The sequence below is a fragment of the Actinoplanes xinjiangensis genome, from assembly GCF_003148685.1.
Taxonomy (GTDB): Bacteria; Actinomycetota; Actinomycetes; order Mycobacteriales; family Micromonosporaceae; genus Actinoplanes; species Actinoplanes xinjiangensis.
The window spans coordinates 17,961-44,211 of the sequence record NZ_QGGR01000037.1 but is presented as its reverse complement, the minus strand read 5'-3'; the positions used below and the strand labels follow the sequence as shown (position 1 = coordinate 44,211).

The 26,251-nt window shown below is 71.8% G+C and carries 23 protein-coding genes; 9 read left to right on the top strand and 14 right to left on the bottom strand.

Translation table 11 applies throughout. From position 1 onward, the window contains the following. The first annotated feature begins 47 nt into the window (after positions 1-47). A complete protein-coding gene (locus tag BC793_RS43385; protein ID WP_109602475.1) occupies positions 48-1,916 on the top strand; it encodes an ABC transporter ATP-binding protein in 1,869 nt (622 codons plus the stop codon). Next, positions 1,916-2,131: a hypothetical protein gene (locus BC793_RS43380; RefSeq protein ID WP_109602474.1), complete on the top strand. Its 216-nt coding sequence runs from the start codon at positions 1,916-1,918 to the stop codon at positions 2,129-2,131. The genes BC793_RS43385 and BC793_RS43380 overlap by 1 nt, the downstream gene beginning before the upstream one ends. A 58-nt stretch (positions 2,132-2,189) precedes the next feature. On the opposite strand, the gene mug is transcribed toward BC793_RS43380, so the two are convergent. The 3 genes from mug to BC793_RS43365 form a co-directional block, all read right to left on the bottom strand. After that, positions 2,190-2,777: a G/U mismatch-specific DNA glycosylase gene (gene mug / locus BC793_RS43375; protein WP_373871311.1), complete on the bottom strand. Its 588-nt coding sequence runs from the start codon at positions 2,775-2,777 to the stop codon at positions 2,190-2,192. Between the two features lie 317 nt (positions 2,778-3,094). Next, positions 3,095-3,856 (bottom strand): SDR family oxidoreductase, encoded by a 762-nt coding sequence (locus BC793_RS43370; RefSeq protein WP_109602473.1) that lies wholly within the window; start codon positions 3,854-3,856, stop codon positions 3,095-3,097. After that, on the bottom strand, positions 3,837-4,616 hold the full coding sequence (locus BC793_RS43365; RefSeq protein WP_109602472.1) for a helix-turn-helix domain-containing protein: 780 nt from the start codon (positions 4,614-4,616) through the stop codon (positions 3,837-3,839). Before BC793_RS43365 ends, BC793_RS43370 begins: the two co-directional genes overlap by 20 nt. Positions 4,617-4,738: 122 nt before the next feature. Here BC793_RS43365 and BC793_RS43360 point away from each other — a divergent pair, with 122 nt between their 5' ends. Then, a complete protein-coding gene (locus BC793_RS43360) occupies positions 4,739-5,104 on the top strand; it encodes a nuclear transport factor 2 family protein (protein WP_109602471.1) in 366 nt (121 codons plus the stop codon). A 328-nt stretch (positions 5,105-5,432) separates the two neighbouring features. Here BC793_RS43360 and BC793_RS43355 read toward each other — a convergent pair whose 3' ends face one another. Together BC793_RS43355 and BC793_RS43350 are read right to left on the bottom strand one after the other, a co-directional pair. Further along, a complete protein-coding gene (locus tag BC793_RS43355; protein ID WP_239170653.1) occupies positions 5,433-6,161 on the bottom strand; it encodes an SDR family oxidoreductase in 729 nt (242 codons plus the stop codon). Positions 6,162-6,400: 239 nt separating this feature from the next. Further along, on the bottom strand, positions 6,401-6,979 hold the full coding sequence (locus BC793_RS43350; protein WP_109602469.1) for a TetR/AcrR family transcriptional regulator: 579 nt from the start codon (positions 6,977-6,979) through the stop codon (positions 6,401-6,403). A gap of 164 nt (positions 6,980-7,143) precedes the next feature. Between BC793_RS43350 and BC793_RS43345 the strand changes: the two genes are divergently transcribed. Together BC793_RS43345 and BC793_RS43340 are read left to right on the top strand one after the other, a co-directional pair. Continuing rightward, the gene (locus tag BC793_RS43345; protein WP_109602468.1) at positions 7,144-7,791 is read left to right on the top strand and encodes an HAD family hydrolase; all 648 of its coding nucleotides are present in this window, start codon (positions 7,144-7,146) and stop codon (positions 7,789-7,791) included. A 164-nt stretch (positions 7,792-7,955) separates the two neighbouring features. Further along, on the top strand, positions 7,956-8,873 hold the full coding sequence (locus BC793_RS43340; RefSeq protein ID WP_373871310.1) for a serine protein kinase RIO: 918 nt from the start codon (positions 7,956-7,958) through the stop codon (positions 8,871-8,873). Positions 8,874-8,912: 39 nt separating this feature from the next. Here BC793_RS43340 and BC793_RS43335 read toward each other — a convergent pair whose 3' ends face one another. Then, a complete protein-coding gene (locus BC793_RS43335; RefSeq protein ID WP_109602467.1) occupies positions 8,913-9,158 on the bottom strand; it encodes a DUF2630 family protein in 246 nt (81 codons plus the stop codon). A gap of 13 nt (positions 9,159-9,171) precedes the next feature. Then, positions 9,172-9,885, bottom strand: a complete 714-nt coding sequence (locus BC793_RS43330) for a hypothetical protein (RefSeq protein ID WP_146246733.1) — start codon at positions 9,883-9,885, stop codon at positions 9,172-9,174. Between the two features lie 31 nt (positions 9,886-9,916). Here BC793_RS43330 and BC793_RS43325 point away from each other — a divergent pair, with 31 nt between their 5' ends. Beyond that, positions 9,917-10,507 carry a sugar O-acetyltransferase gene (locus tag BC793_RS43325; protein ID WP_109602465.1) on the top strand — a complete coding sequence of 197 codons (591 nt, stop codon included), beginning with the start codon at positions 9,917-9,919 and terminating at the stop codon, positions 10,505-10,507. A gap of 107 nt (positions 10,508-10,614) precedes the next feature. Here the strand turns inward: BC793_RS43325 and acnA are convergent, their stop codons facing one another. Next, a complete protein-coding gene (gene acnA / locus BC793_RS43320; protein WP_275416304.1) occupies positions 10,615-13,401 on the bottom strand; it encodes an aconitate hydratase AcnA in 2,787 nt (928 codons plus the stop codon). Between the two features lie 198 nt (positions 13,402-13,599). Between acnA and pulA the strand changes: the two genes are divergently transcribed. Together pulA and BC793_RS43310 are read left to right on the top strand one after the other, a co-directional pair. After that, positions 13,600-16,788, top strand: a complete 3,189-nt coding sequence (gene pulA, locus BC793_RS43315) for a pullulanase-type alpha-1,6-glucosidase (protein ID WP_239170652.1) — start codon at positions 13,600-13,602, stop codon at positions 16,786-16,788. Positions 16,789-16,913: 125 nt separating this feature from the next. Continuing rightward, positions 16,914-17,438 carry a hypothetical protein gene (locus tag BC793_RS43310; protein ID WP_239170651.1) on the top strand — a complete coding sequence of 175 codons (525 nt, stop codon included), beginning with the start codon at positions 16,914-16,916 and terminating at the stop codon, positions 17,436-17,438. A gap of 6 nt (positions 17,439-17,444) precedes the next feature. Here the strand turns inward: BC793_RS43310 and BC793_RS43305 are convergent, their stop codons facing one another. The 4 genes from BC793_RS43305 to BC793_RS43290 all read right to left on the bottom strand — a co-directional run bounded on the left by BC793_RS43305 (position 17,445) and on the right by BC793_RS43290 (position 23,338). Beyond that, positions 17,445-18,404 (bottom strand): alpha/beta hydrolase, encoded by a 960-nt coding sequence (locus BC793_RS43305; RefSeq protein ID WP_109602462.1) that lies wholly within the window; start codon positions 18,402-18,404, stop codon positions 17,445-17,447. 54 nt (positions 18,405-18,458) lie between these two features. After that, on the bottom strand, positions 18,459-21,200 hold the full coding sequence (locus tag BC793_RS43300; protein ID WP_158319550.1) for an ATP-binding protein: 2,742 nt from the start codon (positions 21,198-21,200) through the stop codon (positions 18,459-18,461). A gap of 20 nt (positions 21,201-21,220) precedes the next feature. Next, positions 21,221-22,690, bottom strand: coding sequence for an aminopeptidase P family protein (locus BC793_RS43295; RefSeq protein WP_109602460.1), 1,470 nt, complete (start codon positions 22,688-22,690; stop codon positions 21,221-21,223). A 78-nt stretch (positions 22,691-22,768) separates the two neighbouring features. Then, entirely contained in the window at positions 22,769-23,338 is a 570-nt protein-coding gene (locus BC793_RS43290) for a superoxide dismutase family protein (RefSeq protein ID WP_109602459.1), read from the bottom strand. Between the two features lie 102 nt (positions 23,339-23,440). On the opposite strand from BC793_RS43290, the gene BC793_RS43285 reads away from it, so the two are divergent. Continuing rightward, positions 23,441-24,376 (top strand): carbohydrate kinase family protein, encoded by a 936-nt coding sequence (locus BC793_RS43285; protein ID WP_109602458.1) that lies wholly within the window; start codon positions 23,441-23,443, stop codon positions 24,374-24,376. Between the two features lie 43 nt (positions 24,377-24,419). On the opposite strand, the gene BC793_RS43280 is transcribed toward BC793_RS43285, so the two are convergent. Then, a complete protein-coding gene (locus tag BC793_RS43280) occupies positions 24,420-24,818 on the bottom strand; it encodes a thioesterase family protein (RefSeq protein WP_239170650.1) in 399 nt (132 codons plus the stop codon). A 3-nt stretch (positions 24,819-24,821) separates the two neighbouring features. Continuing rightward, on the bottom strand, positions 24,822-26,246 hold the full coding sequence (locus BC793_RS43275; protein ID WP_203896603.1) for a PH domain-containing protein: 1,425 nt from the start codon (positions 26,244-26,246) through the stop codon (positions 24,822-24,824). Between the last annotated feature and the right edge of the window lie 5 nt (positions 26,247-26,251).

Genomic DNA, 26,251 nt, shown 5'->3' with positions numbered 1-26,251 from the left:
ACGAGGCAGACTGTGTGCTGCCCGTCGAACGACGCCCGGGAGGTGACATGTCCACGAGTTGGAGCGTGCTGCGCTCGATCCAGAACGCGGATCGGGTCAGCCGGCACGAGGTGCGCAGAGGCACCGCCCGGCGGATCGTGCGGTTCGCCGTGCCGTACCGGCGGGACATTTCGGTCTTCCTGTTCACCGTCGTGCTGGCCGCCGGTATCGGGGTCGCCACCCCGCTGCTCGCCGGGCACGTGATCAACGCGATCACCGCCGGTGGTGACGGCGCCGCCGGTGCGGTCGTCCGGCTCGCCCTGGTGATCGCCGCACTGGCCGTCGCCGACGCCCTGCTGTCGCTCGCCCAGAGGTGGTATTCGGCGCGCATCGGCGAGGGGATCATCCTCGACCTGCGGACCCGGGTGTTCGACCACGTGCAGCGGATGCCGCTCCAGTTCTTCGCGCGCACCCAGACCGGCGCCCTGGTCAGCCGGCTCAACAACGACGTCGTCGGCGCTCAGCGGGCGTTCACGTCGACGCTCTCCGGGGTGGTCAGCAACGTCATCCAGCTGGCGCTCACCGCCGCCGTGATGTTCACCCTGTCCTGGCAGATCACCGCGCTGTCGCTGGTGCTCCTGCCGGTGTTCATCGTGCCCGCCCGCCGGGTCGGGAAACGGCTCGCCGAGATCACCCGCGAGTCGTACGACCTGGACGCCAAGATGAACGCGACGATGACCGAGCGGTTCAACGTCTCCGGCGCCCTGCTGGTCAAGCTCTTCGGCCGGCCGGAGACCGAGGCGTCGCGGTTCGGCGAGCGCGCCTCCCGCGTCCGGGACATCGGCGTCCAGCAGGCGATGTACTCCCGGACCTTCTTCGTCGCGATGCTGCTGGTCGCCTCACTCGCGCAGGCCTTGACGTACGGTCTGGGCGGCTGGCTGGCGGTCCACGGCAACGTCTCGGCCGGCACCGTCGTCACTCTGGCCCTGCTGCTGACCCGGCTGTACGGTCCGCTCACCGCCCTCAGCAACGTGCGGGTCGACGTGATGAGCGCGCTGGTCTCCTTCGACCGGGTCTTCGAGGTGCTCTCCCTGGAGCCCGGCATCGCCGAGAAACCCGGCGCGGTGGCGGTCCCGGCCGGCTCCGGGCGGATCGAGTTCCGCGACGTGCGCTTCCGCTACCCGAGCGCCGACCAGGTGTCGCTCGCGTCGCTCGAGGACGTCAGCACCCTCGACCGGACCGAGCAGGAGGAGGTGCTCACCGGCCTCGACTTCACCGTCGAACCGGGGCAGATGGTGGCGCTCGTCGGCCCGTCCGGCGCCGGCAAGTCGACCACGTCGATGCTGGTGTCCCGGGTCTACGACGTGACCGGCGGGGCGGTGCTGATCGGCGGGGTCGACGTCCGCGACGCCACCCTGGAGTCGCTGCGCGACACGGTCGGTGTGGTCACGCAGGACTCCCATCTCTTCCACGAGACGATCGCCGAGAATCTTCGGTATGCACGGCCGGGCGCAACCGAGGAGCAGATGTGGGAGGCCCTCACCGGGGCACGCATCGCCGCCCTGGTGAGGGCGCTGCCCGACGGGCTCGACACCGTGGTGGGGGAGCGTGGCTACCGGTTCTCCGGCGGCGAGAAACAGCGCCTCGCCATCGCCCGGCTGCTCCTCAAACAGCCGTCGATCGTGATCCTCGACGAGGCCACCGCCCACCTGGACAGCGAGTCCGAGGCGGCCGTGCAGCGGGCCCTGGCCACGGCGCTGCGCGGGCGCACCGCGCTGGTCATCGCGCACCGGCTCTCCACGATCCGGGAGGCCGACCAGATCCTGGTCCTGGAGAAGGGCCGGATCGTCGAGCGCGGCCGGCACGACGACCTGGTCGCGGCCGGTGGCCTCTATGCTTCGCTGTATCGCACCCAGTTCACAGAGGCGGTGATCTGATGGCCTACCTACTGACCTTCGCGGTGCTCGCGGTGATCTGCCTGCTGCTGATGCGGTTCGCCGGATGGGCGCGGCGCAGGGGGATCGGCGGCGGACTGATGGGCCCGATCGACGAGGCCTGGCACCCGTCGGCTGATCGTTTCCGGCGCGAGACCGAGGTGCACGAGCAGCGGGTCCTGCCACCCCGACCAGGCGACGACCGCACCCGACCCTAGCCGGCCTCCCGCGGTCGTGCGGCAGGGCGATACTCGGCGGCGCGGTAAGGCGGGCGGGTTAGTCGTGTGGCGGCGCGGTGCGGGTGGCGGGTCGGTCGTGCGGCGCCGCGGTGGGAGTGCCGGGTCGGTCGTGCGGTGGTGTGGTCGTGGAGGCGTCCGTCCTGAGAACGACGGCTCTGAGCGCGGCGAACTCGGTGATCAGGGCCGGTAGCTGGAAGTGGGCGTTCAGGCCGCTGGGGTTGGGCAGTACCCAGACCGGCACGCCGGAGATCGTCTCGTCCTGCGGGCCGAGCCTGGCCTTCGGTCGCTTGAATGCGGCGCGGTAGGCGGTCACGCCGAGCACCGCCAGATATCGGGGGCGCAACCGGGCCACTCGGGCGGCCAGTTGAGCGCCGCCCTCGACGAACTCCTCGGGGGACAGTTCGTCGGCGCGGGCCGTCGCCCGGGACACCACGTTGGTGATGCCGAGCCCGAGTGCCGGCAGGAGGTGCTGCTCGGACGGGTGGAGCAGCCGGCCGGTGAAACCGGCACCGTGCAGTGCCGGCCAGAAGCGATTTCCCGGACGGGCGAAATGGTGACCGGTCGCCGCCGAGTACAGGCTCGGATTGATCCCGGAGAACAGAACCAGCAGACCCGGCCCGGCCACATCGGGAATCGTCCGGTCAGCGGCCGCCGCCACCTCGTCGGCGCTCGGCCGCCGGACGCCCGGCGAAGCGGTGTCGCGATCGACCGACGTCGACCTGGCGGCAGGGCGGTCGGTCGCCGTTGATCTGCCGGCAGGGCGGTCGGTCGCCGTTGATCTACCGGTGGTGGTGCGGCCGGTTGCCGCCGGCCCGTCAGTGGTGCGGCGGGCAGCTGCCGTCCGCCCGCTGAGGGTGGGGCGATCCGCTGCCGTCGGGCCGTTGGTTCCGGTGAGCCCGCCGACTGGGCCGCGGGTGGGGCCGGCGGCGGACGACGGGCTGGTCACAGGGCGCGGAGGGCGCCGCCGTCGACGGCGACGGCTACGCCGGTGATGTAGCTTGCGGCCGGGGAGAGCAGGAACGCGGCGGCGCGACCGAACTCGGTCGGCTCCCCGATACGGCGCAGCGGGATGCCGGACGCGACCGTTTCCGCGGCGGCGATCGGGTCGGCGGCCGACTCGAAGAGTTCCCGGCTGCGGTCGGTCATGAACCGGCCGGGCAGCACGCTGACGACCCGGATGCCGCGCGGGCCGAACTCGTCGGCCATGTCCTTCGACACCATCGCCAGGCCGGGGCGGAATCCGTTGGAGAGACCGAGTCCGGCGAGCGGCGTCTTCACCGACGTGGACAGCACCAGGCCGATCGCGCCGCCCTCGGGAAGCGCCGACGCGAACGTACGGGCCGCGCGCACCGAGCCCAGGAAGACCGTCTCGAACGCGCTCGTCCACTGGTCGTCGCTCATGCTCGCCGCGGTGCCCGGGGTGGGGCCGCCCACCGAGATCAGGGCGCCGTCGAGCCGCCCGAACCGCTCCTGCGCGGCGTGCACCAACTCCCGCGGGGTGCTCGGGTCGGACAGGTCGGCGGTCACCCCGAGAGCGTGATCCGGACCGCCCAGCGCGGTGACCGCCTCGGTGACCCGGTCGGTGTCACGCGAGGAGACGACCACCTTCGCGCCGTCGCCGACAAGTGCCTGCGCGGTGGCGAACCCGAGGCCACGGGAAGCCCCGGTGAGGATGTAGACACGATCAGCGAGCCCAAGGTCCATGCCCCGATCCTGCCACCTCACGGCGCAGCGCCGCCGCCGTGGCCGCATCGGCGGGCAGGAACGCCTCGATGGCCAGTTCGGACAGGGTCACGTCGCGCGGAGTGCCGAGCACGGTGGTGATGCTGAAGAAGTCGAGGTCCTCGAATCGCAGCGGGACGACCAGACCATCGGGATGGCCGGTGACCTCGCCACCGGGATAGCCGGCCAGTTCGGCGTACATCTCCCGCAGCACCGGGTCGCCGGTGGCCGCGGCCTGCCGGTCGAGGCGGTGCAGGATGTGCGTACGCCACTCGGCGAGGTTGCCGATCCGCGGCGCCATGCCGGCCGGGTGCAGCGCCAGGCGCAGGACGTTGACCGGTGGGGTCAGCAGCTCCGGGGCACATCCGGCGGTGAACCTGGCCACCGCGTCGTTGGCGTCGACCATCGTCCAGTGCCGGTCCACCAGCACCGCCGGATGCGGCGAGTGCCCGGCCAGCACGTTGCGCAGTGCGGCCAGCACCTCGGCCAGCGGCGGGCCGTCCAGTTCGGACTGCGGGTATGCCGGTGCGAACCCGCCGGCCAGCAGCAGCTCGTTGCGGGCCCGCAACGGCACGTCGAGTTCCTCGGCCAGGCGCAGCAGCATCTGCCGGGTCGGGCGGGACCGGCCGGTCTCCACGAACGACAGATGCCGGGTCGACACCCCGGACCGGCTGGAGAGGTCGAGCTGGCTCATCCGCCGGGTGTCCCGCCAGCCGCGCAGCATTCTGCCCACGTCGCTCATGTCCGCCGAGCGTAGGGAGTGGCCCGCGGCTCCGCCATTACCCGCGGGGTAATCGACCGCACTACCCCGCCGCGGGCAGGCTCGTCCCCGTCAAGCCGACCGGCGATGAGAGGACGAGACGGATGAGCGACTTCGACAGCGTGATCGAGCGGTACCTCGCGATCTGGAACGAGACCGACCCGGTGGCCCGGCGGGCCGCGATCGGCGAGACGTTCGCCGAAGGGGTGCGGTACGTGGACCCGCTCGCGGCAGTCGAGGGGCGCGACGCCCTGGACGCGGTGATCGGTGCGGCGCAGCAGCAGTTCGCGGGACTGGTGTTCAGCTCAGGCGGCCCGGTCGACGCCCACCACGACCAGGCCCGTTTCACCTGGCATCTGGGACGGCCGGGAGAGGAGCCGCTGGTGGTGGGCTTCGACGTGGCCGAACGCGACGCCGAAGGCCGGATCTTCCAGGTACTCGGCTTCATCGACCACGCCCCCACCCACTAGCCCCACCCCACACCCCCGGCTGGTCCCCACCGCTGTCTCAGCTTCGCTGAGACAGCGGTGACAGCCAGCCGGTTCTTTTCGGCTGGTCCTGACCGCTGTCTCAGGCTCGCTGAGAGAGCGGTGGCAGCCAGCCGGTTCTTTTCGGCTGGTCCTGACCGCTGTCTCAGGTCCGCGGAGAGAGCGGTGACAGCCAGCCGGTCCTGGCTGGCTGGTTCTTAGTGCTGTTTCGAGGGTCGTGAGACAGCGGTGGGGACCAGCCGGGAAGGGTCGGCGGCCGGCGGAGGCAGGTACTCCCGAGGAGTACGGGCTCTCACGGTGGGTTGGTGGATCAGGTGAGGGTGTGGCCGCCGTTCACGGCGATCCGTTCGCCGGTGATGAAGCGGGACCCGTCCGAGGCCAGGAACGCGACCACGTCGGCGACCTCGGCGGGGGTGCCCATCCGGCCCAGCGGTACGTCCCGCCGGTAGCCCTCGATCTGGTCGGCGGGGATGCCGGCGTGCCGTTCGACCGGGATCCAGCCGGGCGCCACCAGGTTGACGGTGATGCCGAGTGGGCCGAGTTCGCGGGCCCACGTGCGGGTCAGGGAGAGCTGGGCGGACTTCGCGGCGCTGTAGGCCGACATTCCCGGCTCGGCTCGTTCGGGTAGGTCGGAGCCGACGTGGATGATGCGGCCGCCGCCCAGCCGGCTCATGTCGGGGACGGCCGCGCGCATCAACAGGGTCGGGCTCTTGACGAAGAACAGCAGCTGGTCGAGGTGGTCCTGCCAGGTCAGGTCGAGCGCCGCCCGTACCGGCTGAGGTCCGGTGGCGTTGGGGATCAGCACCCGGACCGGCCCGAGGACGTCTCGCACCGCCGGTATGAGATTCGCTACAGCGGTCTCATCGGTGACGTCGGCGCGGAACGCGGCGGCCGTGCCACCGGCCGCGAGGATGTCGGCGACGACGCGTTCGGCGCCCTCGGGATCGGGGAGGTAATTCACCGCGACCGGCCACCCGTCGGCGCCGAGCCGCCGCGCGATCTCCGCGCCGAGCCCCCGGGACGCCCCGGTGACCAGCACCGACCCTCGCCGGGCCCCGGTCAGGGAGGCCGGTCCGGGCGGCGTTCCGTGGGTGGGGGCCGGTTCGGGCGGCACTCCGTGGGTAGAGGTCGGGCCGGGCGTTCCGTGGGTGGGGGCCGGTTCGGGCGGCGTCTCAGGAAGGGAGGCCGGTTGTGGCGGCGCTTCGGGCGAGGAAGACGGGTCCTGCGGCGCTCCGGTTGCCGGTTGTCGGCTCGGGCGGCGCGGTGGCGGGGCCATCGTCAGTGGCGGCGGACGGCGTCCTCGACGACGTCGAGGACGGCGGCGAGCTCGCCGGCGGGCCGGCCGGTGGCCAGGTGGAGGACGAGGCCGTCGTACGCCAGCTCGAGGAACTGGGTGAGGACCTCGACCGGGACGTCGTCGCGGAGCACGCCGGCGTCCCGCTGGCGCTGGAGGCGTTCGCGGGTGGCGTCGGCGATCGCGGCGGACCGCTGGGCCCACCGTTTGGCGAAGGCCGGATCGGTGCGCCGCCGGTGTGCGACCTCTAGTTGGGTGCCGAGCCAGCCGGCCGTGTCGCCCTCGCTGTTGCCGGCGCGTTCGAGCAGGTCACGCATCACCTGGACGAGGCCGTTGCGGGCGACGGTCTCGGCCATGGTGGCGGCGTCGTCCTCGGCGACCGCGAGGAACAGATGTTCCTTGTCACGGAAATGGTGGAAAATCGCGCCGCGGGACATGCCGGTGGCCTCTTCGAGGCGGTGGACCGTCGCGCCGTTGTATCCGAATCGCGCGAAGCACGTGCGGGACGCGCTGAGGATCTCGTGGCGTCGAGCATCGAGCTGGTCCTGACTCACCCTGGGCACACCGCTGATCGTGTCATGGGCCAGGACTTTCTTGCAATCCGTACGTACGGCTTACTAGAGCCGGCGGTCGCACGATCGGATGATGCGAATTTCGTCATGCTCTCAGCGTTTTGTTAACAGTCCTGGGCTGTGCGGTACCGGTGGTGCTCACGTAAAGTGCCCGCGTGCCTCTAGTCTTCCTCGCTCTGGACGACACCCTGCTTGACCGCAGCGGTGCGTTCCGGCTGTGGGCCAAGGGGTTTCTGGATGAGATCGCGGCGCCACAGGACGATCTCGAGTGGCTGGTCGCGGTGGATGCGGACGGTCTGACCTCCCGGTGGGACCTCGCCGACCGGATCCGTGACCGCTACCGGCTGCGGGTCTCCTCGATCGACCTGGTCGACGAGCTGAACGCCGGCCCCCTCACCTACGAACGCCTCGACCCGATGGTCGGTTGCGCGCTGGAGATCGCCGGTGACGCCGGGCTGGTCCCGGTGGTGGTCACCAACGGGCCGGCCGAGCAGCAGGACGCCCGGATCCGGCGGACCGGTCTGGACCGGTATGTCGCCGACTGGGTGATCTCCGAGGAGTGCGGCGTCAGCAAACCGAACCCGCGGATCTTCGCGGTCGCCGCCCAGCGGGTGCGGATGCGGCTGGCCGGGGCCTGGGTGCTCGGCGACAGCCCGGAGGCCGACATCGGCGGGGCCGCGGCGCTCGGCCTGCCCAGTGTGTGGCTGCACCGCGGGCGGGACTGGGTGGACACCCGGTTCGCCCCGACCCATGCGGTCGGCAACGTGATCCAGGGCCTGTCCGCGATCATGGCAGCCCGCTGAGACAGGGGCGGAGTTAATTCGGTTGCGCGCTCCGCGGTGATCGGAAAGAGTGGGCGCGCCGGAAACGAACCGACGAGAGAGAAGGGGGTGGACCTCATGGCCGTCTTTGTGATGCCTGCTGTCCCCGCTTCCCCGAAAACTTCTTTCTCCGAGGAGAACCTCCAGTGCGCGAGCACGACTCTTACGGCTCCACCACCATGCGCGGCAAGCGCCGCAAGTTCGACGACGACGACCCCACTTTCGTAAAGCGCGGCCGGATCGAGCCGGCCCTGAAAGAGGACCCGGATCTGCCCGAGGAGGGCGACCGCTGGTCCACGTGGGACGGCGCTCTGCACGGCCCCGAGCCTCGCCCCGACTGGGTCCGCACCGAGTACGGTGCGGTCGACACCGAGCTGGGGATGCTCAAGACCGGTAAGGAAGCCGACGTCTTCCTGGTCCGGCGGGCCGTCCCGGGCACCGACAAGATCAGCATGCTGGCCGCCAAGCGCTATCGCGACGGCGACCACCGGATGTTCCATCGCGACGCCGGCTATCTCGAGGGACGCCGGGTCCGCCGGTCCCGTGAGATGCGGGCGATGAGCAACCGGACCGCCTTCGGCAAGGAGATGATCTCCGGGCAGTGGTCGGCGGCCGAGTTCGGCGCGCTCGGCCGGCTCTGGGAGATCGGGCGGGAGAGCGATCTGGTCTGTGTGCCCTACCCGGTGCAGCTCATCGGCACCGAGCTGATGATGGAGTTCATCGGCGACTGGGAGACCGGCGAGGCGGCGCCGCGACTGGCCCAGGTGCGGGCCGACCCGGATCAGCTGGCCGACCTGTGGCGGCAGATGACCGACGCCCTGTCGGTGCTGGCCCGGGCGCAGGTCGCGCACGGTGACCTCTCGCCGTACAACACGATGGTGCACAACGGGCGGCTCGTCATGATCGATCTGCCGCAGATCGTCGACGTGATCGCCAATCCGCGCGGTGGGGAGTTCATCGCCCGGGACGTACGCAACGTGGCGAACTGGTTCCGGTCCCGGGGGCTGACCATCGACGAGGACGAACTGATCGAGCGCCTGCACTTCGAGGCGGGGCTGCGCTGACGCCCGACCGGAGCCGGGGCCGCACGGCCCCGGCTCACCTCACTGAATGTAGCCCTCCACCTCGCCGATGCTGTGGGCCTTCTCGGCGTCCGGATCCTGGCCGGCGTCACGGGCCGCCCGGCGGCGGCGCAGCAGGTCCCAGCACTGGTCGAGGGACTCCTCCAGGTCCTTGAGGCGGGCGTGCTCCTCGTCGGACGAGATCTCGCCCTCGCTCAGCTGGCGGCGGAGCACGTGCTCCTCGTCGACCAGTTCGTTGATCCGGCTGAGCACTGTCTTGTCATCCATCACCGAAGCCTATTCACCACACCGGCTCCGGTGGTGCAGCGAGTGGTGTGTCCGACAGGCCGAGCCGTGCCCGCATGGCCGCGACGTCGTCGGACAGCCGCCGGAACAGCGCCGGCGGGTCGTCGGCGAGCGCGCTCAGCGTGGCCGCCCGGCGGCCGAGGTCGGACTCCCACGCCACGGCCAGCCGGTCCGGGCGGATCCGGTCGAAGTGCTTGCGCGCCAGGCCGGCGTCACCGCTCATCCCGGCCGCCGCGCCGGTGTGGAACGCGTGCCACCAGGAGGTCGCGGTGATCCGGCTCTGCGGGGCCGCCAGCACGCGGGCCACGTCCGCCGGGGTGCCGATCTCCTGCCGCAACTGCTCCGCCCGCTGCCGGGCGATGCCGGCGACCTGTGCCAGATCGGTGGCGAACTGATCGTCACGGATGTGCCGGATGCCCTGCACCCACACGTGGCCGTCCTGCGGCCACTCGGTGGCGAAGTCGCCGGTGTCCTCCCGCCAGAACACGCGGCCACCCAGGTCGTAGGTGAACTCGGGCATCGGCCCCCAGAGGAACTTGGCGGCGACCGCCAGCTGGGTGTCCCCACCGCGGGTCCGTTCCAGCGCGACGAGGAGCAGCCACCAGCCGCGGTCCTCGACCCACACGCGGGTGCGGTTGTGGCGGCGCAGCCCGAGCGGGCGCAGCGCTGTCTGGGCCGCGGCTACGACCATCTGATCGGGTGTGGGCATCGACCGACCTTAACCGGGTTAGGGTCGGCCGGTGACGCTTGACGCTCAGAGAGAGCACATTCTCTCCGGCCGGATGTACAACGACCTGACCACCGAGCTGGTGCAGGCGCGGGAACGGACCGTGCTGCTGACCGACGAGTACAACGGCAGCTTCGGGAAACCGCAGGCCGAGCGGGAGGTGATCCTGCGGCGGCTGCTGAGATCGGTGGGGCGGGGCTGCCATTTCGAGCCGACGTTCCGCTGTGAGTTCGGGTTCAACATCAGCGTCGGGGATCACTTCTACGCCAACTTCGACTGCGTGATGCTCGACGGCGGTGGGATCACCATTGGTGACCACGTGCTGTTCGGGCCGCGGGTCGGGATCTACACCTCCAACCACGCGATCGACGCGGCCGAGCGGGCGGCCGGCGCCTGCTACGCCAAGCCGGTGACGATCGGGAACAACGTGTGGATCGGTGGCGGCGTCACCATCAACCCGGGCGTGACCATCGGGGACGGGGCGATCGTCGCCTCGGGCAGCGTGGTCACCAAGCCCGTCCCGGCCGGCGTGATCGCGGCCGGTGTCCCGGCCAGGGTGCTGCGCGAGATCACCGACGCCGACCGGACGGGCTTCACACCCTGATCCGGTACGGGGTGAGCGCCTCTTGCGTGGGCCGGGGGCGCGTCGGCCGTACGCCATGGGAAAAGCCCGCCTCCCGGAACCGGGAAGCGGGCCTTGACCAGGGTGTATCAGCTGCGGAGCATCTTCCGGAGGACGTACTGGAGGATGCCGCCGTTGCGGTAGTAGTCGGCCTCGCCGGGGGTGTCGATACGGACGACGGCGTCGAACTCGATGCCGGTGTCCGTGGTGACCTTGACCGTGCGCGGCGTGGTGCCGTCGTTGAGTGCGGTGACGCCGGCGAACGAGAAGGTCTCGGTGCCGGTGAGGCCGAGGGACTCGGCGTTCTCGCCCTGCGGGAACTGGAGCGGCAGCACGCCCATGCCGATCAGGTTGGAGCGGTGGATCCGCTCGTAGCTCTCGGCGATGACCGCGCGGACGCCGAGGAGCATGGTGCCCTTGGCCGCCCAGTCACGCGACGAGCCCGAGCCGTACTCCTTGCCGGCCAGGATGACCAGCGGGATGCCGGCCTCCTTGTAGGCGACCGAGGCGTCGTAGATCGTGGTCTGCTCGCCGGTCAGGTGGTTGAGCGTGAAGCCGCCCTCGACATCGGTCAGCAGCTGGTTGCGCAGCCGGATGTTGGCGAAGGTGCCCCGGATCATGACCTCGTGGTTGCCGCGGCGTGAGCCGTAGCTGTTGAACTCGGCGCGCGGGACGCCGTGCTCGGCGAGGTACTTACCGGCGGGCGAGTCCGGCTTGATCGAGCTGGCCGGGGAGATGTGGTCGGTGGTGACCGAGTCGCCCAGCTTGGCCAGGACCCGGGCGCCGGAGATGTCGGTCACCGGGCTCGGGTCGGCCTGCATGCCCTCGAAGTACGGGGGCTTGCGGACGTAGGTGGAGTCCCCCGCCCAGGCGAAGGTGTCGCCGGTCGGGGTGGGCAGCGCCTGCCACTGCTCGTCACCGGCGAAGACGTCGGCGTAGGCGGTGCTGAAGCCGTCGGCGCCGATGGCCTGCGCGATCGTCTCGTCGATCTCCTGGTTGGTCGGCCAGATGTCGTTCAGGTAGACCGGCTTGCCGTCCGAACCCGTGCCGAGCGGCTCGGTGGTGATGTCGATGTCCATCGAGCCGGCGAGGGCGTACGCCACGACCAGCGGCGGGGACGCCAGGTAGTTCATCTTGACGTCCGGGTTGATCCGGCCCTCGAAGTTCCGGTTGCCGCTCAGGACGCTGACCGCGGTCAGATCGGCCTCGTTGATGGCGGCCGAGACCTCCTCGGGCAGCGGGCCCGAGTTGCCGATGCAGGTGGTGCAGCCGTAGCCGACCAGGTTGAAACCGATCTTGTCCAGGTACGGCGTGAGGCCGGCCCGGTTGTAGTAGTCGGAGACGACCTTCGAGCCCGGGGCCAGGGTGGTCTTGACCCACGGCTTGCGGGTCAGGCCCTTCTCCACCGCCTTCTTGGCGAGCAGAGCGGCGCCGATCATGACCTGCGGGTTCGAGGTGTTGGTGCAGGACGTGATGGCGGCGATGACGACGGCACCGTGGTCCAGCTCGTACTCCACGCCGTCCTCGCCCTTGACCCGGGTGGGCTTCGACGGACGGCCGTTCGCCCCGTTCGCGGCGCTGAAGACGTGCGGCTTGTCGGCCGGGTCGTCGACGCCGTTGGCCGGCGAGTCGCTGGCCGGGAAGGACTCGTCGCTCGCCTCGTCGGCGTGGCCCTGCGGCTGCACGTAGTTCTTGAGGGCGTCGCGGAACATCGGCTTGGCCTCGCTGAGCAGCACCCGGTCCTGCGGGCGCTTCGGGCCGGCCAGCGACGGGACGATCGTCGACAGGTCCAGCTCGAGCTTCTCCGAGTAGTCCGGCTCGGCGGCCGGGTCGAGCCACAGGCCCTGGCGCTTCGCGTACGCCTCGACCAGCGCCACCTGCTGCTCGGTACGCCCGGTCAGCTTCAGGTAGTCGATGGTCTGCTCGTCGATCGGGAAGATCGCGACGGTCGAGCCGTACTCCGGCGACATGTTGCCGATGGTCGCCCGGTTGGCCAGCGGGACGGCGCTCACGCCGGGGCCGTAGAACTCGACGAACTTGCTGACCACACCGTGCTTGCGCAGCATCTCGGTGATGGTGAGCACCAGGTCGGTGGCGGTGGTGCCGGCCGGGGCCTCGCCGAAGAGCTTGAAGCCGACGACCCGCGGGATCAGCATGCTGACCGGCTGGCCCAGCATGGCGGCCTCGGCCTCGATGCCGCCGACGCCCCAGCCCAGCACGCCCAGGCCGTTGACCATGGTGGTGTGCGAGTCGGTGCCGACCACGGTGTCCGGGTACGCCTGGCCGTTGCGCTCCATGATCGTGCGGGCCAGGTACTCGATGTTGACCTGGTGCACGATGCCGGTGCCCGGCGGGACGACCTTGAACTCGTTGAACGCGGTCTGGCCCCAGCGCAGGAACTGGTAGCGCTCGCGGTTGCGCTGATACTCCAGGTCCACGTTGCGCTGGAAGGCGTCCGCCCGGCCGAACAGGTCGGCGATGACCGAGTGGTCGATGACCATCTCGGCCGGGGAGAGCGGGTTGACCTTGGTCGGGTCGCCGCCCAGGTCCTTCACGGCCTCACGCATGGTGGCCAGGTCGACCACGCAGGGAACGCCGGTGAAGTCCTGCATCAGCACCCGTGCCGGGGTGAACTGGATCTCGACGTTGGGTTCGGCGCTGGAATCCCAGCTGCCGAGCGCGTTGATGTGGTCGGCGGTGATGTTCGCGCCGTCCTCAGTACGCAGCAGGTTCTCCAGGAGGATCTTCAAGGAGTAGGGCAGGCGATCGTGCCCCTTCACCTTGTCGATCGTGAAAATCTCGTAGCTCGCGTCTCCGACGCGCAGCTCGCTCTTCGCACCAAAGGTGTCGAGGCTGGCCACCGTCATCTCCTTCACACCCAGCGACTGGAAGTCAAGTCTTTCGCACCGAAAGGGCGACCTTCGGGTTAGGTATGCCTAACTCTCGGTTGTGCGTCTTCGGTAAACCGTACGTCCGTCTTGCTAGCCGCTGCAAGGCGGGTCCCACGCGACGATCCTCGCAGTCCGTCGCCGGGACGCCCGGAAAATGTCGTATCCCGCTGGGATGATGGGCCGGTGACGACGATGGAGATCACTGCGCCCGGGTCGGACCAGGGAGCCGCGGCCCGTTCGCACTGGCTGATCGTGCACTACCAGCGGGCCGACGGTGACTACGCCGACTGGGTGCTGCACGCCTGGGGTGATCTCGCGCCCGGGGCCGACGCCCTCTATCCCGGCGGCGCCCCCTTCGCCGGGGAGGACGGGTGGGGCCGCTTCGCCTGGGTGCGTCTCGCCGACGACGCGCGGGAGGTCGGCTTCCTGGTGCTCAACCGGCAGGGCGCGAAGGACGTCGAGATCGACCGCCAGGTCACGCTCAGTGAGGGCAGTGAGATCTGGATCACCGCCGGCGATCGGCGCGTCTCGTACACACCGCCCGCCCTGCCGGCGCCCGGCCCAGAGACCGTGGTGATCCACTACCGCCGCCCGGCCGGTGACTACGCCGGGTGGGGCCTGCACGCCTGGGAGGGTGTCCCGGTCACCGAGAAGACCCGGTGGGGCACCCCGCACATGCCCACCCACTTCGACGCGTTCGGCGCGGTCTTCGAGGTGCGGGTCCGGCCGGACGCCGTGGGGCTGCGCTACGTGCTGCACCGTGGCGAGGAGAAGGACCTGCCCGACGACCAGCGTCTCGACCTCACCGTGGCGCGGGAGGCGTGGCTGGTCGCGGGCGTCGTCCAGCCGGTCCGGCCCGACGTCGGGACCCTGGGGCCGGAGCTCGACCCGGCGCGGGCGCACGCGGTGTTCATCGACCGGGGGACGGTCGCGCTGCCGGAGTGGTTCGCCGCCCGCGCCGCGAGCTTCACCCTGGGATCACTGCCGCTGGTGCCGCGGCCCGGTGGCCTGTTCCAGGCGCAGAGCCGGCGCTTCCCGCACCTGCGGGCCTACCGGGCGTTCGCGGTGCGTGAGCTGGATGACGCGACTCTCGGTGAGCTGCTGCGTGACCAGCTCCTGGTGACCGGTACGGACAGTGCGGGCCAGGTGGTCGCGCTCACCGCCGTGCAGGTGCAGGGCGTCCTCGACGACCTCTATGCCGGCGCCGTCGACGCCGAGCTCGGCCCGGTCGTCGACGACGAGGACCGCCCGCGCCTGTCGGTCTGGGCACCCACCGCCCGGACCGTGGAGCTGGAGCTGTTCCGCGAGCCCGGCGACGAGCCGCGGATCCTGCCGATGGAGCGCGACGACGCGACCGGCGTCTGGTCGGTCACCGGCAAGCGCAAGTGGCTCGGCCGGTGGTACAGATTCCGCGTCCAGGTGTGGCAGCCGGCCGCCCAGCGGATGGTCACCACCAGCGTCACCGACCCGTATTCGGTGTCGCTGGCCACCGACTCCACCCACAGCCAGCTCGTCGACCTGTCCGACCCGGCGCTCTGCCCACCCGGCTGGGCCGGATCCGCCGTGCCGGCCCCGCTGCCGCCCGCCCGGATGCAGATCACCGAGGTCTCGGTCCGGGACTTCTCGATCGGCGACACCACGGTGCCGCCGGAGGAGCGCGGCACCTATCTGGCGTTCACCCGCGAGTCCTCGGCCGGCATGCGCCACCTGCGCTCGCTCGCCGACGCCGGGCTCACCCACGTGCACCTGCTGCCGGTCAACGACTTCGCCACCGTGCCGGACCGGCGGGCCGACCAGGCGGTGCCGCTGTGCGACCTGGCGTCGTTCCCGCCGGACTCGCCGGAGCAGCAGCGGGCCGTCATGGCGGTCGCCGACTCCGACGGTTTCAACTGGGGTTACGACCCTTGGCACTGGACGACACCGGAGGGCAGCTACGCCACCGACCCGGCCGGCACGGCGCGGATCGTGGAGCTGCGCGCGGCGGTGGCGGCGCTGCACGCGGCCGGGCTGCGGGTGGTCCTCGACGTCGTCTACAACCACACCATGGGCGAGGGCCTCGACCGGTTCAGTGTCCTCGACCGGATCGTCCCCGGTTATTACCACCGGCTGCTCGCCGACGGCAGCGTGGCCGAGTCGAGCTGCTGCCCGAACACCGCGCCCGAGCACACCATGATGGGCCGGCTCGTGGTCGACTCGCTGGTCACCTGGGCCCGGGAGTATCGGATCGACGGCTTCCGGTTCGACCTGATGGGGCACCACCCGCGGGCCGGCATCCTCGAGGCGCGGGCCGCCCTCGACCGGGTGCGGCCCGGCATCACCCTCTATGGCGAGGGGTGGAATTTCGGCGAGGTGGCGTATGACGCGCGCTTCGCCCAGGCCACCCAGGTCAACATGGCCGGCACCGGGATCGGCACGTTCAACGACCGGCTGCGTGACGCGATCCGCGGTGGCGGGGCCTTCGGCGACGACCCGGCGGTGCGCGGCTTCGCGACCGGGCTCGGCACGGCCGTTCCGCTGTGGCTGCACGACCAGGTCAAGGTGGGCCTGTCCGGGGCACTGGCCACCTACCGGTTCGCGGCCCACGACGGCGTCGAGCGCAGCGGCGCGCAGGTCGGCTACCACGGCTCACCCGCCGGCTACGCCCACGATCCGGGCGAGGCGGTCAACTACGTCGACGCCCACGACAACGAGATCCTGTACGACGCGATGGCGTTCAAGCTGCCACCCGGTCTCTCCCAGCTGGACCGGGCCCGCATGCAGGTCCTGGCGCTGGCGCTGGTGGTGCTGAGCCAGGGCGCCGGGTTCGTGGCACTCGGCACCGAGCGGCTGCGGTCCAAGTCGCTCGACCGGAACTCGTACAACTCCGGTGACTGGTTCAACCAGATCCGCTGGGATCCGGCGCTCGGCAACGGCTTCGGCGTGGGCCTGCCGCCGGAGGCCGACAACGGCGACAAGTGGGACTGGTCGCGGCCCCTGCTCGGCGACCCGTCGCTGGTCCCCGGGCCGGACGTGATCGAGTTGGCCGCCGAACGCTATCGGGAGCTGCTGCGGATCCGCCGGTCGTCGCCGGTCTTCGGGCTGCCCACCGCCGAGGAGGTGCAGCGGCGGCTGTCGTTCGCACCGGGCGGTCCGTCCGAGCAGGCCGGCGTGATCGTGATGTGCCTGGACGGCACCGGCCTGGACGCCCGGTGGGCCCGCGTCGTCGTGGTGTTCAACGCCACCGACGGCACGGTGCACCCGGCGATCCCGGACCCGGCCGGCCTGCGGCCACATCCGGAGATGACCGGCTCGGCCGACCCGGTGGTGCGGGCGGCCACCCCCGGCGAGGTGCCGGCCCGGTCGGTCGCGGTCTTCGTGGCCGACATCCCCTGACCGCGCCGACCGTCCTGACCGCGCCGACCGCTCTGACCGCGCCGACCGCTCTGACCGCGCCGACCGCCCTGACCGCGCCGACGCCCCTGACGGCGGGGCTGCGCGGCTGCGCTACATTGCGCCGCGTGAGGCGTCGAGCGGAGGTCGTGGTGCGGGTAGAGCGTGCCCTGTGCGCGTTGATGGTGATCGGGCTGGTCAGCGGCTGCACCTCGTCCGGTGACGACAAGCCGGTCATCAAGGACCCGAGCCCGGCGGTCGCCGCGTCGGCGCCACCCTGGACCGAGCCGGCCGCCTACAGCTTCACGCTGACCCGCGGGTGCGGGCCGGCGCCGATCGGTGAGTACCGGGCGACCGTCAAGGACGGCGTGCTGAGCGCCGCCGAGCGGGTCGGTGCGGTGCCGGTGGTGCCGTCCTCCTCCGCCGAGGTGGATCTCGGCCCGGTCACCGAGGGCCAGCAGGGCGAGGAGATCGACGTGCCGACCCTCGGTGAGCTGCTCGGCATGGCGGAGACCGCCGGTGCGGACGGCGCCACCGTGGCGACGCGGTTCGACACCACCGACGGTCACCCGGTCCAGGTGAAGATCAACGTCGAGGACGATCCGGCCGCCGCCGAGTGCTGGAACGTGACGGAGTACAAGCCGGCGTCCTGACCCGGATCAGGGGTGCAGCGCCTCGCGCAGGAACTCCCCGCCCTGACGGGTGGCGGCCTTCGCGGCGTGCGTGTCCTTGAGCGCGTTGAGCAGCACGAAGTCGTGGATGATGCCCTGGTAGCGGACGGCCGTCACCTCCACACCGGCGGTGCGCAGCTTGGCCGCGTACGCCTCGCCCTCGTCCCGCAGCACGTCCGCCTCGGCGACGATGACCAGCGCCTTCGGCAGCCCGGCCAGGTCCTCGGTGGTGGCCCGCAGCGGTGACGCGGTGATCTGCGCCCGCTCCGCCTCGTCGGTCGTGTACTGGTCCCAGAACCACTGCATGCCGTCGCGGCGCAAAAAGTAGCCCTCGGCGAACTGGTGGTACGAGTCGGTGTCGAAGCTCGCGTCGGTCACCGGGTAGAACAGCAGCTGCGCGGCGATCGCCGGGCCGGAGCGCTGCTTCGCCAGGATGGTCAGCGCGGCGGTCATGTTGCCACCGACCGAGTCACCGGCGACCGCGATGCGGGTGGCGTCCAGGCCGTGCTCGCCGCCGTGCGTCGCCACCCACTCCAGGGTGGCGTAGACCTGCTCGATCGCGACCGGGTAGCGGGCCTCGGGGGAGCGGTCGTACTCGACGAAGACGGTCGCCGCGTTCGCGCGGACGGTCAGCTCACGGACCAGGCGGTCGTGGGTGTTCGCGTCGCCGAAGACCCAGCCGGCGCCGTGCGTGTAGATCAGCACCGGCAGCGGACCGGTCACCCCGGCCGGCCGCAGGATGCGCACGGTGACCTCGCCGGTCGGGCCGCCCGCGAAGGTCAGGTCCTGCACGTCGGCGGCGGGCGTCTCGACCCCGGCGCCGTCCTGTACCGACTCGACGGCCTTGCGGCCCTCCGCGGGACCCAGGTCGAACAGGTACGGCGGGTTCGCGGTCGCCTCGACGAAGGCCTGCGCGGCCGGTTCGAGCACGGGCTTGGGGTAACTCATCGAATCCTCCTGGAGAGTCGGTCGAGGCTCAGCCAACCGTGGATCAGTGCGAGATCAGTGCATTTCCGATGCACTCGTGATCCTGTCCACCGTGGCGATGAAGCGGTTCACCTCCTCGTCGCCGAGCGCCTGCCGGTAGGCCGGCCCGTGCCGGCGCATCAGATCGCGGAAGACGGCGCACGCGGCCCGCGCCTGGTCGTCGTCACCCAGACGGTCGCTGGCCTCGGCGAGGAAGGCGTAGACCGGGAGCCGGATGTGGATCTCACCGGGCGGTATGTGCTCGGCGGCCCATCGCGCCATCGCGGCGGCCTGCCGGTGATCGCCGGTCAGCAGGGCGGTCTCGGCGAGCCGGGTCGCCGCATTGCTGCGCAGATCGTCGAGTCCGGTGGCGAGGGCGATGTCGAACGCCTCCCGGGCGAGCGTGACGGACTCGTCCAGCTGCCCGTCCTCCTGGAGGGTCCGGGCGAGCGCGTCGATGCAGTACACCAGCACGGTCGGCTCGCCGGTGCGCCGTGCCGCCCGCACCGACCGCCGCAGCAACGGGAGAGCCCGGTCCCGGTCCTCACCGGCGATGGTGAGCCCGAGGTTGCGCAGCACGTGCGCCTGCCCGATCACGTCGTCGGCCCGCTCCGCGATGTCCAGCGCCCGGCGCAGCAGCAGCCGGGAGACCGCCGGATCGGTGGGACTCTCCACCAGGGCGGCCTCGCGCAGCAGCGCCGCCTCCAGCACCGGTTCGCCGAGGTCGCCGACCACGGCCAGCACCCGCATGGTCTGCTCGCGGGAGTCCGAGTACGGCTCGGCCCGCGCCGACCGGACCGCCCGCAGGTACAACACCGTCAGCACGGCCTCCCGGTGGTGGCCGTGCAGCAGGGCCAGGTCGATGATGCAGGTCAGGGCGGCCTGCTCCCGGGTGTACCAGCGCAGGGCGTCGCCGAGGTCGGCGATCGGCGTGGACGTCATGCCCGGTGAGGGCGGACCGAGTGGCGCGATCTCCGGGCGGCCGAACGTCAGGTACGCGTTCCGGGCGTCCCGCAGACAGTGCTCGACCAGCCGGGCGACCGCGTCGGCGCGTTCGTCGCCGAGCAGCTCCCCGGCGTACGCCCGGAGCAGGTCGTGCAGGGTGTAGCGCTGCCGCCCGGCCTCGGTGATCATGTTGGCCGCGCTCAGTTCGGCGAGCGCGGTGCGCACCGCCGCGCCGGAGGTGCCGGTGATGCTGGCCGCTGCCTCGACCGGGATCTCCGGCCCGGAGTGCACCGAGATCAGCCGGAACAGCCGCGCCGCCGCCGGGCTCAGCGCCAGATAGGACCAGGACAGCGCCGACCGGACGTCGTCGTGTGGCTCGCCGGTGGTGAGCGCGTCCAGCCGGGCCTGCGAGGCCAGCTCCTCGACCAGGTCGGCGAGTCTGCGGCCGGGCCGGACCGCGGCGTGGGCCGCGGTGATCGACAGCGCCAGCGGCAGGCCGGCACAGAACCGGATCAGCTCGGTGGTCGCCGCCGGCTCCGCGGCCAGCCGGGGTGCGCCGATCCGCTTCGCGAGCAGCTCCCGGGCGCCCGCCTCGTCGAGCCGGCCGACCTGGACCGCCCGGGCGCCCTCGTGCGCCACCAGGCCGGCGAGCCGGTTGCGGCTGGTCACCAGCACCAGACAGCCGGGTGCCCCGGGCAGCAGCGGGCGCACCTGCTCGGAGTCGCGCGCGTTGTCCAGCAGAATGATCATGCGCCGGTCGGCGACCGCCGACCGGAACCGGGCCGCGCGGGCGTCGACGTCGCCCGGCAGCTCGGCGGGACCGACACCGACCGATTCGAGCAGCATGGCCAGTGCGTCGATCGTCTTCACCACCCGGCCGCTCGGGTCGAAGCCGCGCAGGTTGAGGTGGAGCTGCCCGTCCGGGTGGCTCGGTGCCAGCCGGTGCGCCCACTCCACCGCGAGGGCGGTCTTGCCGATCCCGCCCATGCCGCTGAGCACCACGATGCCGGCGCTGTGATCGGTCAGGTCGCCGCGGTCGACGAAGCCGGCCACCCGGCGCGGCAGCTGCGCCGGCCGGTGGGCGGGCGGGGTGCCGGGTTCACCGTCGGAGAGGGCCGCCAGGTGCGCGCCACGCAGCTCGGCGCCCGGGTCGGCGCCCAGATCGTCGGCGAGCAGACGGCGGGTCGCGTCGAAGAGCACCAGCGCCTCGGCCCGGCGGCCCGCCGACGTCAACAGGCGGATCATCCGGGCCTGGAGCGGCTCGTGCAGCGGTGCCGACGCGGCGATCCGCTGCAACGGGGCCAGCAGCCGGAGTGCGCCGGGATCGCCGAGGGTGAGTTCGGCGGCGTCCACCGCGATCTGGATCCGCTCCTGTTCGAGGGCCACGAAGGCCGGATGGCCGAGCACCTCGGCGTCCAGCCCGGCGAACGCCGGTTCCTGCACGATCTCCAGCACCGCGGGAACCGCCCCGGGCGTGTCCAGCAGGGCCCGCACCGCCATCAGGTCACAGCTCTGCGCATCCGTGACCAGCCGGTATCCCTGACCGGCGGGGAACACCCAGCTGCCGGTGGCGCGGCTGGCCAGGTCCGGCTCGAACAACCGCCGCGCCTGCCCGACCAGCCGGTGCAGCTGGTTCACCGCACTCGGTGACGGCGCGGCGCCCCAGATCAGCTCGACCAGGGAGTCCACCCCGACGGTGCCGCCGCGGGCCGCGAGCAGCGCCGCCAGCAGGGTCCGCAGGCGCGGCGCCCCGACGTCGACCTCGACGCCGGAACGCCACATGCGGAGCCCGCCGTAACAACGCAGCCGCACGGCGGGCTCGGTGGCGCTCATGCCCTGATCCTGCCGGACGGTCATCCGGGCAGGCGAGGACCCGCCTCCCGTTGCGACGCGAGCCACTGCTCGACCTCACCCGAGGCGCGCGGCAGGCCGGCCGACAGGTTGCGGCAGCCGTCCGCCGTCACCAGCACGTCGTCCTCGATCCGGACGCCGACACCCCGCAGCTCCTCGGGCACCAGCTCGTCCTCCGGCTGGAAGTAGAGACCCGGCTCGACGGTCAGGACGTAGCCCTCCTTGAGCGGGCCCTCCCGGTACGCCTCGTTGCGCGCCGCCGAGCAGTCGTGCACGTCGATGCCGAGCATGTGCCCGAACCCGTGCAGCGTCCACCGCCGGTAGATCGTGCTGTCGTCGGCCATCGCCTCGTCCACGCTCACCGGCAGCAGGCCGAGGTCGTGCAGGCCCTCGGCGAGCACCCGCATGCAGACCTTGTGCACGTCCTTGAAGACCACACCCGGCCGGATCGCGTCCATGCCGGCCTGCTGCGACGCGTACACGATGTCGTAGACCTGCCGCTGCAGCGGAGTGAACGTGCCGTTCACCGGAACCGTCCGGGTCACGTCGGCGGTGTAGAGGTTGTCGCCCTCGACACCCATGTCCATCAGCAGCAGCTCGCCCGGCTTCGTCACACCGGTGTTGCGCACCCAGTGCAGGATCGTCGCGTGCGGGCCGGCACCGACGATCGACGTGTAGCCGACGTCGTTGCCATCGTGCCGGGCCCGCAGCCCGAACACGCCCTCCAGCAGCCGCTCCTTGACACTCCGGTCGGCCGGCAGGATGCGCGCCACGTCCTCGAAGCCGAACACCGTCGCGTCGACCGCGGCCTGCAACTGCGCGATCTCCCACTCGTCCTTGACCAGTTTCAGCTCGGAGATCACCCCGGCCAGCTCACGGTCGCGCGGCCGCGACCGGTCCGGCTCGTACGCCAGCACCGCCCGGTCCACGTTCGCGTCCAGGCCGCGCAGCACCCGGGTCCGGCCCGGCGCCGACCCGGCCAGCGCCGCGCCCAGGTCACCCAGCGGGGCCGCGGTCACTCCCAGCTCGGTGGACTTCTCCGACAACGTGTGTGTACGCCCCACCCACAGCTCGCCGTTGCGGTCCCGGAAGAAGCGGTCGGTGTCCTTCGAGTTGCGCTGCCGGGTGTAGAGCACCGCGTCGTGCCCCGACCCGCTCGGGTGCAGGACGAGCACACTGTCCGGGTCGCGGTCGCCGGTCAGGTAGAAGAAGTCGCTGCCCGGGCGGAAGTGGTAGTCGGTGTCGTTGGCACGCACCTTCTCGTTGCCGCTCGGGATGATCAGCGTCTCACCGGGGAAGGCCTCGGAGAGCGCGTTGCGGCGTTTCGCGTAGTTGGGCACCTCGGGAAGGGGCGACACGGCCAGCGGATCCTCCCGCCAGCCCTGGCGCATGAAGCTCAGGAACGCCTCGGGGAAGTCGGGGTCGTGCGACTCCGTCTTCGGTGCGGGCTGGGCGCCGCTGTTCTCGGCCATGTGGGTGCCTCCGTTCTCGGTGCCCCCGACGTTACCGCCGAAGCGCCGGACCCGGCAGCGCCGGGCCCGGCCTCATGATCACCCGCGGCCGGGGGCGTTCGCGTAGGTCGCGGCGACGTCGCGGGTCAGGCAGGCCAGCCGGGCGCCGGCCGTGCCCGCCGCCCCCGGCTCGGTGTGCGTGTGCTCGGCGTGCAGCACCAGCGATCGCGGCTGCCGGTCGTCGCCGAACGTCCACTTCTGCGTGCTGACCGCCCGGCCGACGCCATTGCGGTCGGCGACGAAGTCCAGCCACACCTCGTTGCGCGGGTTGGCGTACGCCGGGTCGGTCGACGGCCTGCCCGGTCCGGCGGCGGGGTCCGGACGGTGCTGGTAGTGCGGGCCGGCGGCGGCCGGGTCCTTCCCGCACGGGCTGGTGTGCAGGTGCGCGCCGTACGCCCGGCCCGGCGTCAGGCCGGTGGCGAGCAGGCTCACCCGTACCCCCGGACGGTTTTCGATGATCTTGACGGTGGCCCGCGCGCCTGCCGGGACCGACGCGGTGTCGTAGGTGACGGCGCGCGCGCCGTCACGCCAGGTCTTGAAGGTCCCCTCGGAAACGGGCGCGGGCGTGATCAGAAGCGGCGCCACCATCGCCAGGGCTAACGTATTCATTCGGTAATTGTCTCAAATCCACCTATTTCGACCGGGCGATCGGGTGGGTCTGGCCCCCGCGTGCCCCTTGGGACCGGCGCCCCGGAATGAGAGGCTGGCGACGTGGGCTACGCGATGGTGATGGGCGAGGCGCTGATCGACCTGCTCGAAGCGGACCTCGACGGCGAACGGATCTACCGGCAGGCGATCGGCGGCGCACCTCTCAACGTCGCCGTCGGTGTCGCGCGCCTCGGCGGGGACGTCCGCTTCGCGGGCACGCTCAGCACCGACGTCCTCGGCGACCGGATGGCCGCCTTCCTGCGCGCCGCCGGCGTCGACGGCCAGGGGGTACGCCGGGTCGGCGTCCCCACCACCCTCGCCGTCACGACGTTCGAAGGCGCCGAGCCCACCTTCACCTTCTACGGCGAGCCGCCCTCCTACGCCCTGCTCACCCCGGCCGACCTCGACGTACCGGCGATCGCCGGGGCCGCCGTCCTCTACGCCGGCTCGATCAGCCTCCTCCGCGAGCCGTTCCTCGCCGCGGCCCGGGCCGCCTGGTCGACCGCCGGGCCGCTGCGGGTCTTCGACCCGAACGTGCGGCCGACGCTGCTGCCCGGCACTGCCGCCGTGGACGCGCTCCGTGACCTCACCGAAGAGTTCTTCGCCACCGCTGACCTGGTCAAACTCAGTTCGGCAGACGCGGTGGCCCTCTACGGCGAACACGATCCGGCCGCGGCCGCCGCCCACATCCTCACGCTCGGCGCGGGCGCGGTCGTCGTCACCTGCGGCTCCCGGGGGGCGCACGTCGCCACCCGGGACGGCGCCACCGACATCCCGGCCCCGCTGGTCGAAGCGGTCGACGCCACCGGTGCCGGCGACTCGGTGATGGCCGCCCTGATCAGTCGCCTGCTCACCGGCGGCCGCCCCACCGGGCCGGCCGCCTGGACCGGGCACGTCCGCTTCGCCCTCTCGGTGGCCGGGCTCGTCTGCGAACGGCAGGGCGGTGCCACCGCGATGCCCACCCCCGCCGACCTGCTGGCCCGCTGGGGAGATCGCTGAGGCGGCGCACCGGGGCCACCCCGCGACGCCGACCCGGCCGCGGTCAGTCGCCGAGGGCGCGGGCGATGAACCGCTGCCGGTCCAGGACGACCCGCTCGATACGGACCTCGGCCACCACGGTGTCGCCGTCGTGGACGGTCACGTCGAACAGGAGTCTGTGCCCGTCCACCTTGGTCAGGGTGGCCTGGGCGGTGACCCGGCGGCCGACCGGCGTGGGGGCGCGGTGCTCGATGTCGGCCCGGCTGCCGACCGTGGTGATGCCGCCGGGAATCTGCCGCGCGGTGGCGGCGACCGTCGCGGCCTCGGCGAGGGCGAGCAACCGGGGCGTGCCGAGAACCGGCACGTCGCCGGACCCGAGGGACTGGGCGGTGTCGGCGTCGGTGACCGTCAACTCGACCCGGGCGCTGAGACCGGGGGCGAACTCCGGAAGCTCCATCGTCACAGCTTAGGACTGTTCGGGCCGCTGCCAGTACGTCTCGTCCCGCGGTGCGCCGAACGGCCGGTCGGCCGCGCCCGGAGGTATCCCCTCGGACGGCCCGGAACCGGGCGGACCGGAAGCCGGAACCGGCGGCATCGACCCGGGGGCGGTGGGCGTGACCTGCGGCGCCGCCGCGGCGGCCGCCCGTGCCTGACGGGAGCGGGCCGCCAGCTGGTCGGCGATCGCGTACGCCTCGGTCAGATCCCGGTCGCGGGCCTCGCCGGCCCGCCCGCCGGCGGTGTCGGCGTAGACGGTGGCGAGCCCGAGCCGCCGCTGAAGCGGCCCCTGGACGACCCGGACACTCTGCAACCGGGCGTACGGCACGAGCGTCATCTCCCGGGTGAGCCGCCCGGACCGGCTGACGAAGACCTGATCGGCGAGGCCGGCCCCGTAGAACCGCAGGCCGAACGGGTGCAGCCACTTCGCCCGCAGCGGCGGCGGTGACGTGGCGAGACCGGTCAGGTCGACGCCGGGCAGGGCGGCGGCGACCAGGGCACGGGCGGCGGCCAGGTCACCGACCGGCATCAGGCGGTCGGAACTGTGGTCCTCACCCGGTTCGGGCCCGGAGACGCCGGCGACGTCGAGCGTCAGGTGCAGCCACTTCTTGGCCCGCCACAACAGCGGCCAGGTGACCCGCACGGTCTGGACGCGGTGCGGCGGCAGGACCTGGCTGCGGGTCTCGGTGAGCCCGTAGTGCAGGACGAGCCGTTCCCCGCGGAACAGCCGGAAGTCCCAGTCACGCAGCACCCGCCGGATCGGTTGCAGCAGCACGCCGGCCATCGCGGTGACGGTGCTGGCGATGCCGATGAACGTCCACGTCCCCTCCAGCACGAACTGGGCGATCACCCATGCGACACCGAACGGCAGGAAGAACGCCTGCGGGGTGAGCAACTGGCTGATCAGCAGGTCCTGATTGCGGACCTGGTAGAGCGGCACCTCCGCGGCGCCGTCCGGGGTGGGCGCGGCGACCGCCGGCGCGCGGCCGGACAGCGACAGCAGCCGTTCCCGCAGGAGGCCGGCGTCACGGACGGTCAGGTAGGCGAGCGGCGCCTCGGTCTTGCTGCCGCCGACCACCTCGAGCCGGAGCTCGGCGAGGCCGGTGAGCTGGGCGAGCAGCGGCCGGCGCACCTCGACGGCCTGGAGCCGGTCGAGCGGGATGGCCCGGTTGCGCCGCCAGATCAGCCCCTCGGTGATCCGCAGCTCCCGGCCGACGACGTGATACCCGGTGTTCCACCACCCGACCGCCGCGAAGATCACCACGGCGACGGCGAGCGCCAGCACGATCAGCGCGAAGTCGGTCGCCCCGACCTTACCCAGCGTGTTCCACGACAGTGCCGCGACGATCACCGCGATGCTCTTGGCACCCTTGAGCAGCGGGCTCAGCGGATGCAGCCGCT

What these genes read in the sequence shown, in the direction of transcription:
- BC793_RS43290 (WP_109602459.1), bottom strand. Translation starts at nt 23,338, where the DNA reads ATGAATACGTTAGCCCTGGCGATGGTGGCGCCGCTTCTGATCACGCCC.
- BC793_RS43305 (WP_109602462.1), bottom strand. Translation starts at nt 18,404, where the DNA reads ATGAGTTACCCCAAGCCCGTGCTCGAACCGGCCGCGCAGGCCTTCGTC.
- BC793_RS43300 (WP_158319550.1), bottom strand. Translation starts at nt 21,200, where the DNA reads ATGAGCGCCACCGAGCCCGCCGTGCGGCTGCGTTGTTACGGCGGGCTC.
- BC793_RS43330 (WP_146246733.1), bottom strand. Translation starts at nt 9,885, where the DNA reads ATGCCCACACCCGATCAGATGGTCGTAGCCGCGGCCCAGACAGCGCTG.
- BC793_RS43380 (WP_109602474.1), top strand. Translation starts at nt 1,916, where the DNA reads ATGGCCTACCTACTGACCTTCGCGGTGCTCGCGGTGATCTGCCTGCTG.
- BC793_RS43295 (WP_109602460.1), bottom strand. Translation starts at nt 22,690, where the DNA reads ATGGCCGAGAACAGCGGCGCCCAGCCCGCACCGAAGACGGAGTCGCAC.
- BC793_RS43385 (WP_109602475.1), top strand. Translation starts at nt 48, where the DNA reads ATGTCCACGAGTTGGAGCGTGCTGCGCTCGATCCAGAACGCGGATCGG.
- BC793_RS43335 (WP_109602467.1), bottom strand. Translation starts at nt 9,158, where the DNA reads ATGGATGACAAGACAGTGCTCAGCCGGATCAACGAACTGGTCGACGAG.
- BC793_RS43370 (WP_109602473.1), bottom strand. Translation starts at nt 3,856, where the DNA reads ATGGACCTTGGGCTCGCTGATCGTGTCTACATCCTCACCGGGGCTTCC.
- BC793_RS43365 (WP_109602472.1), bottom strand. Translation starts at nt 4,616, where the DNA reads ATGAGCGACGTGGGCAGAATGCTGCGCGGCTGGCGGGACACCCGGCGG.
- BC793_RS43360 (WP_109602471.1), top strand. Translation starts at nt 4,739, where the DNA reads ATGAGCGACTTCGACAGCGTGATCGAGCGGTACCTCGCGATCTGGAAC.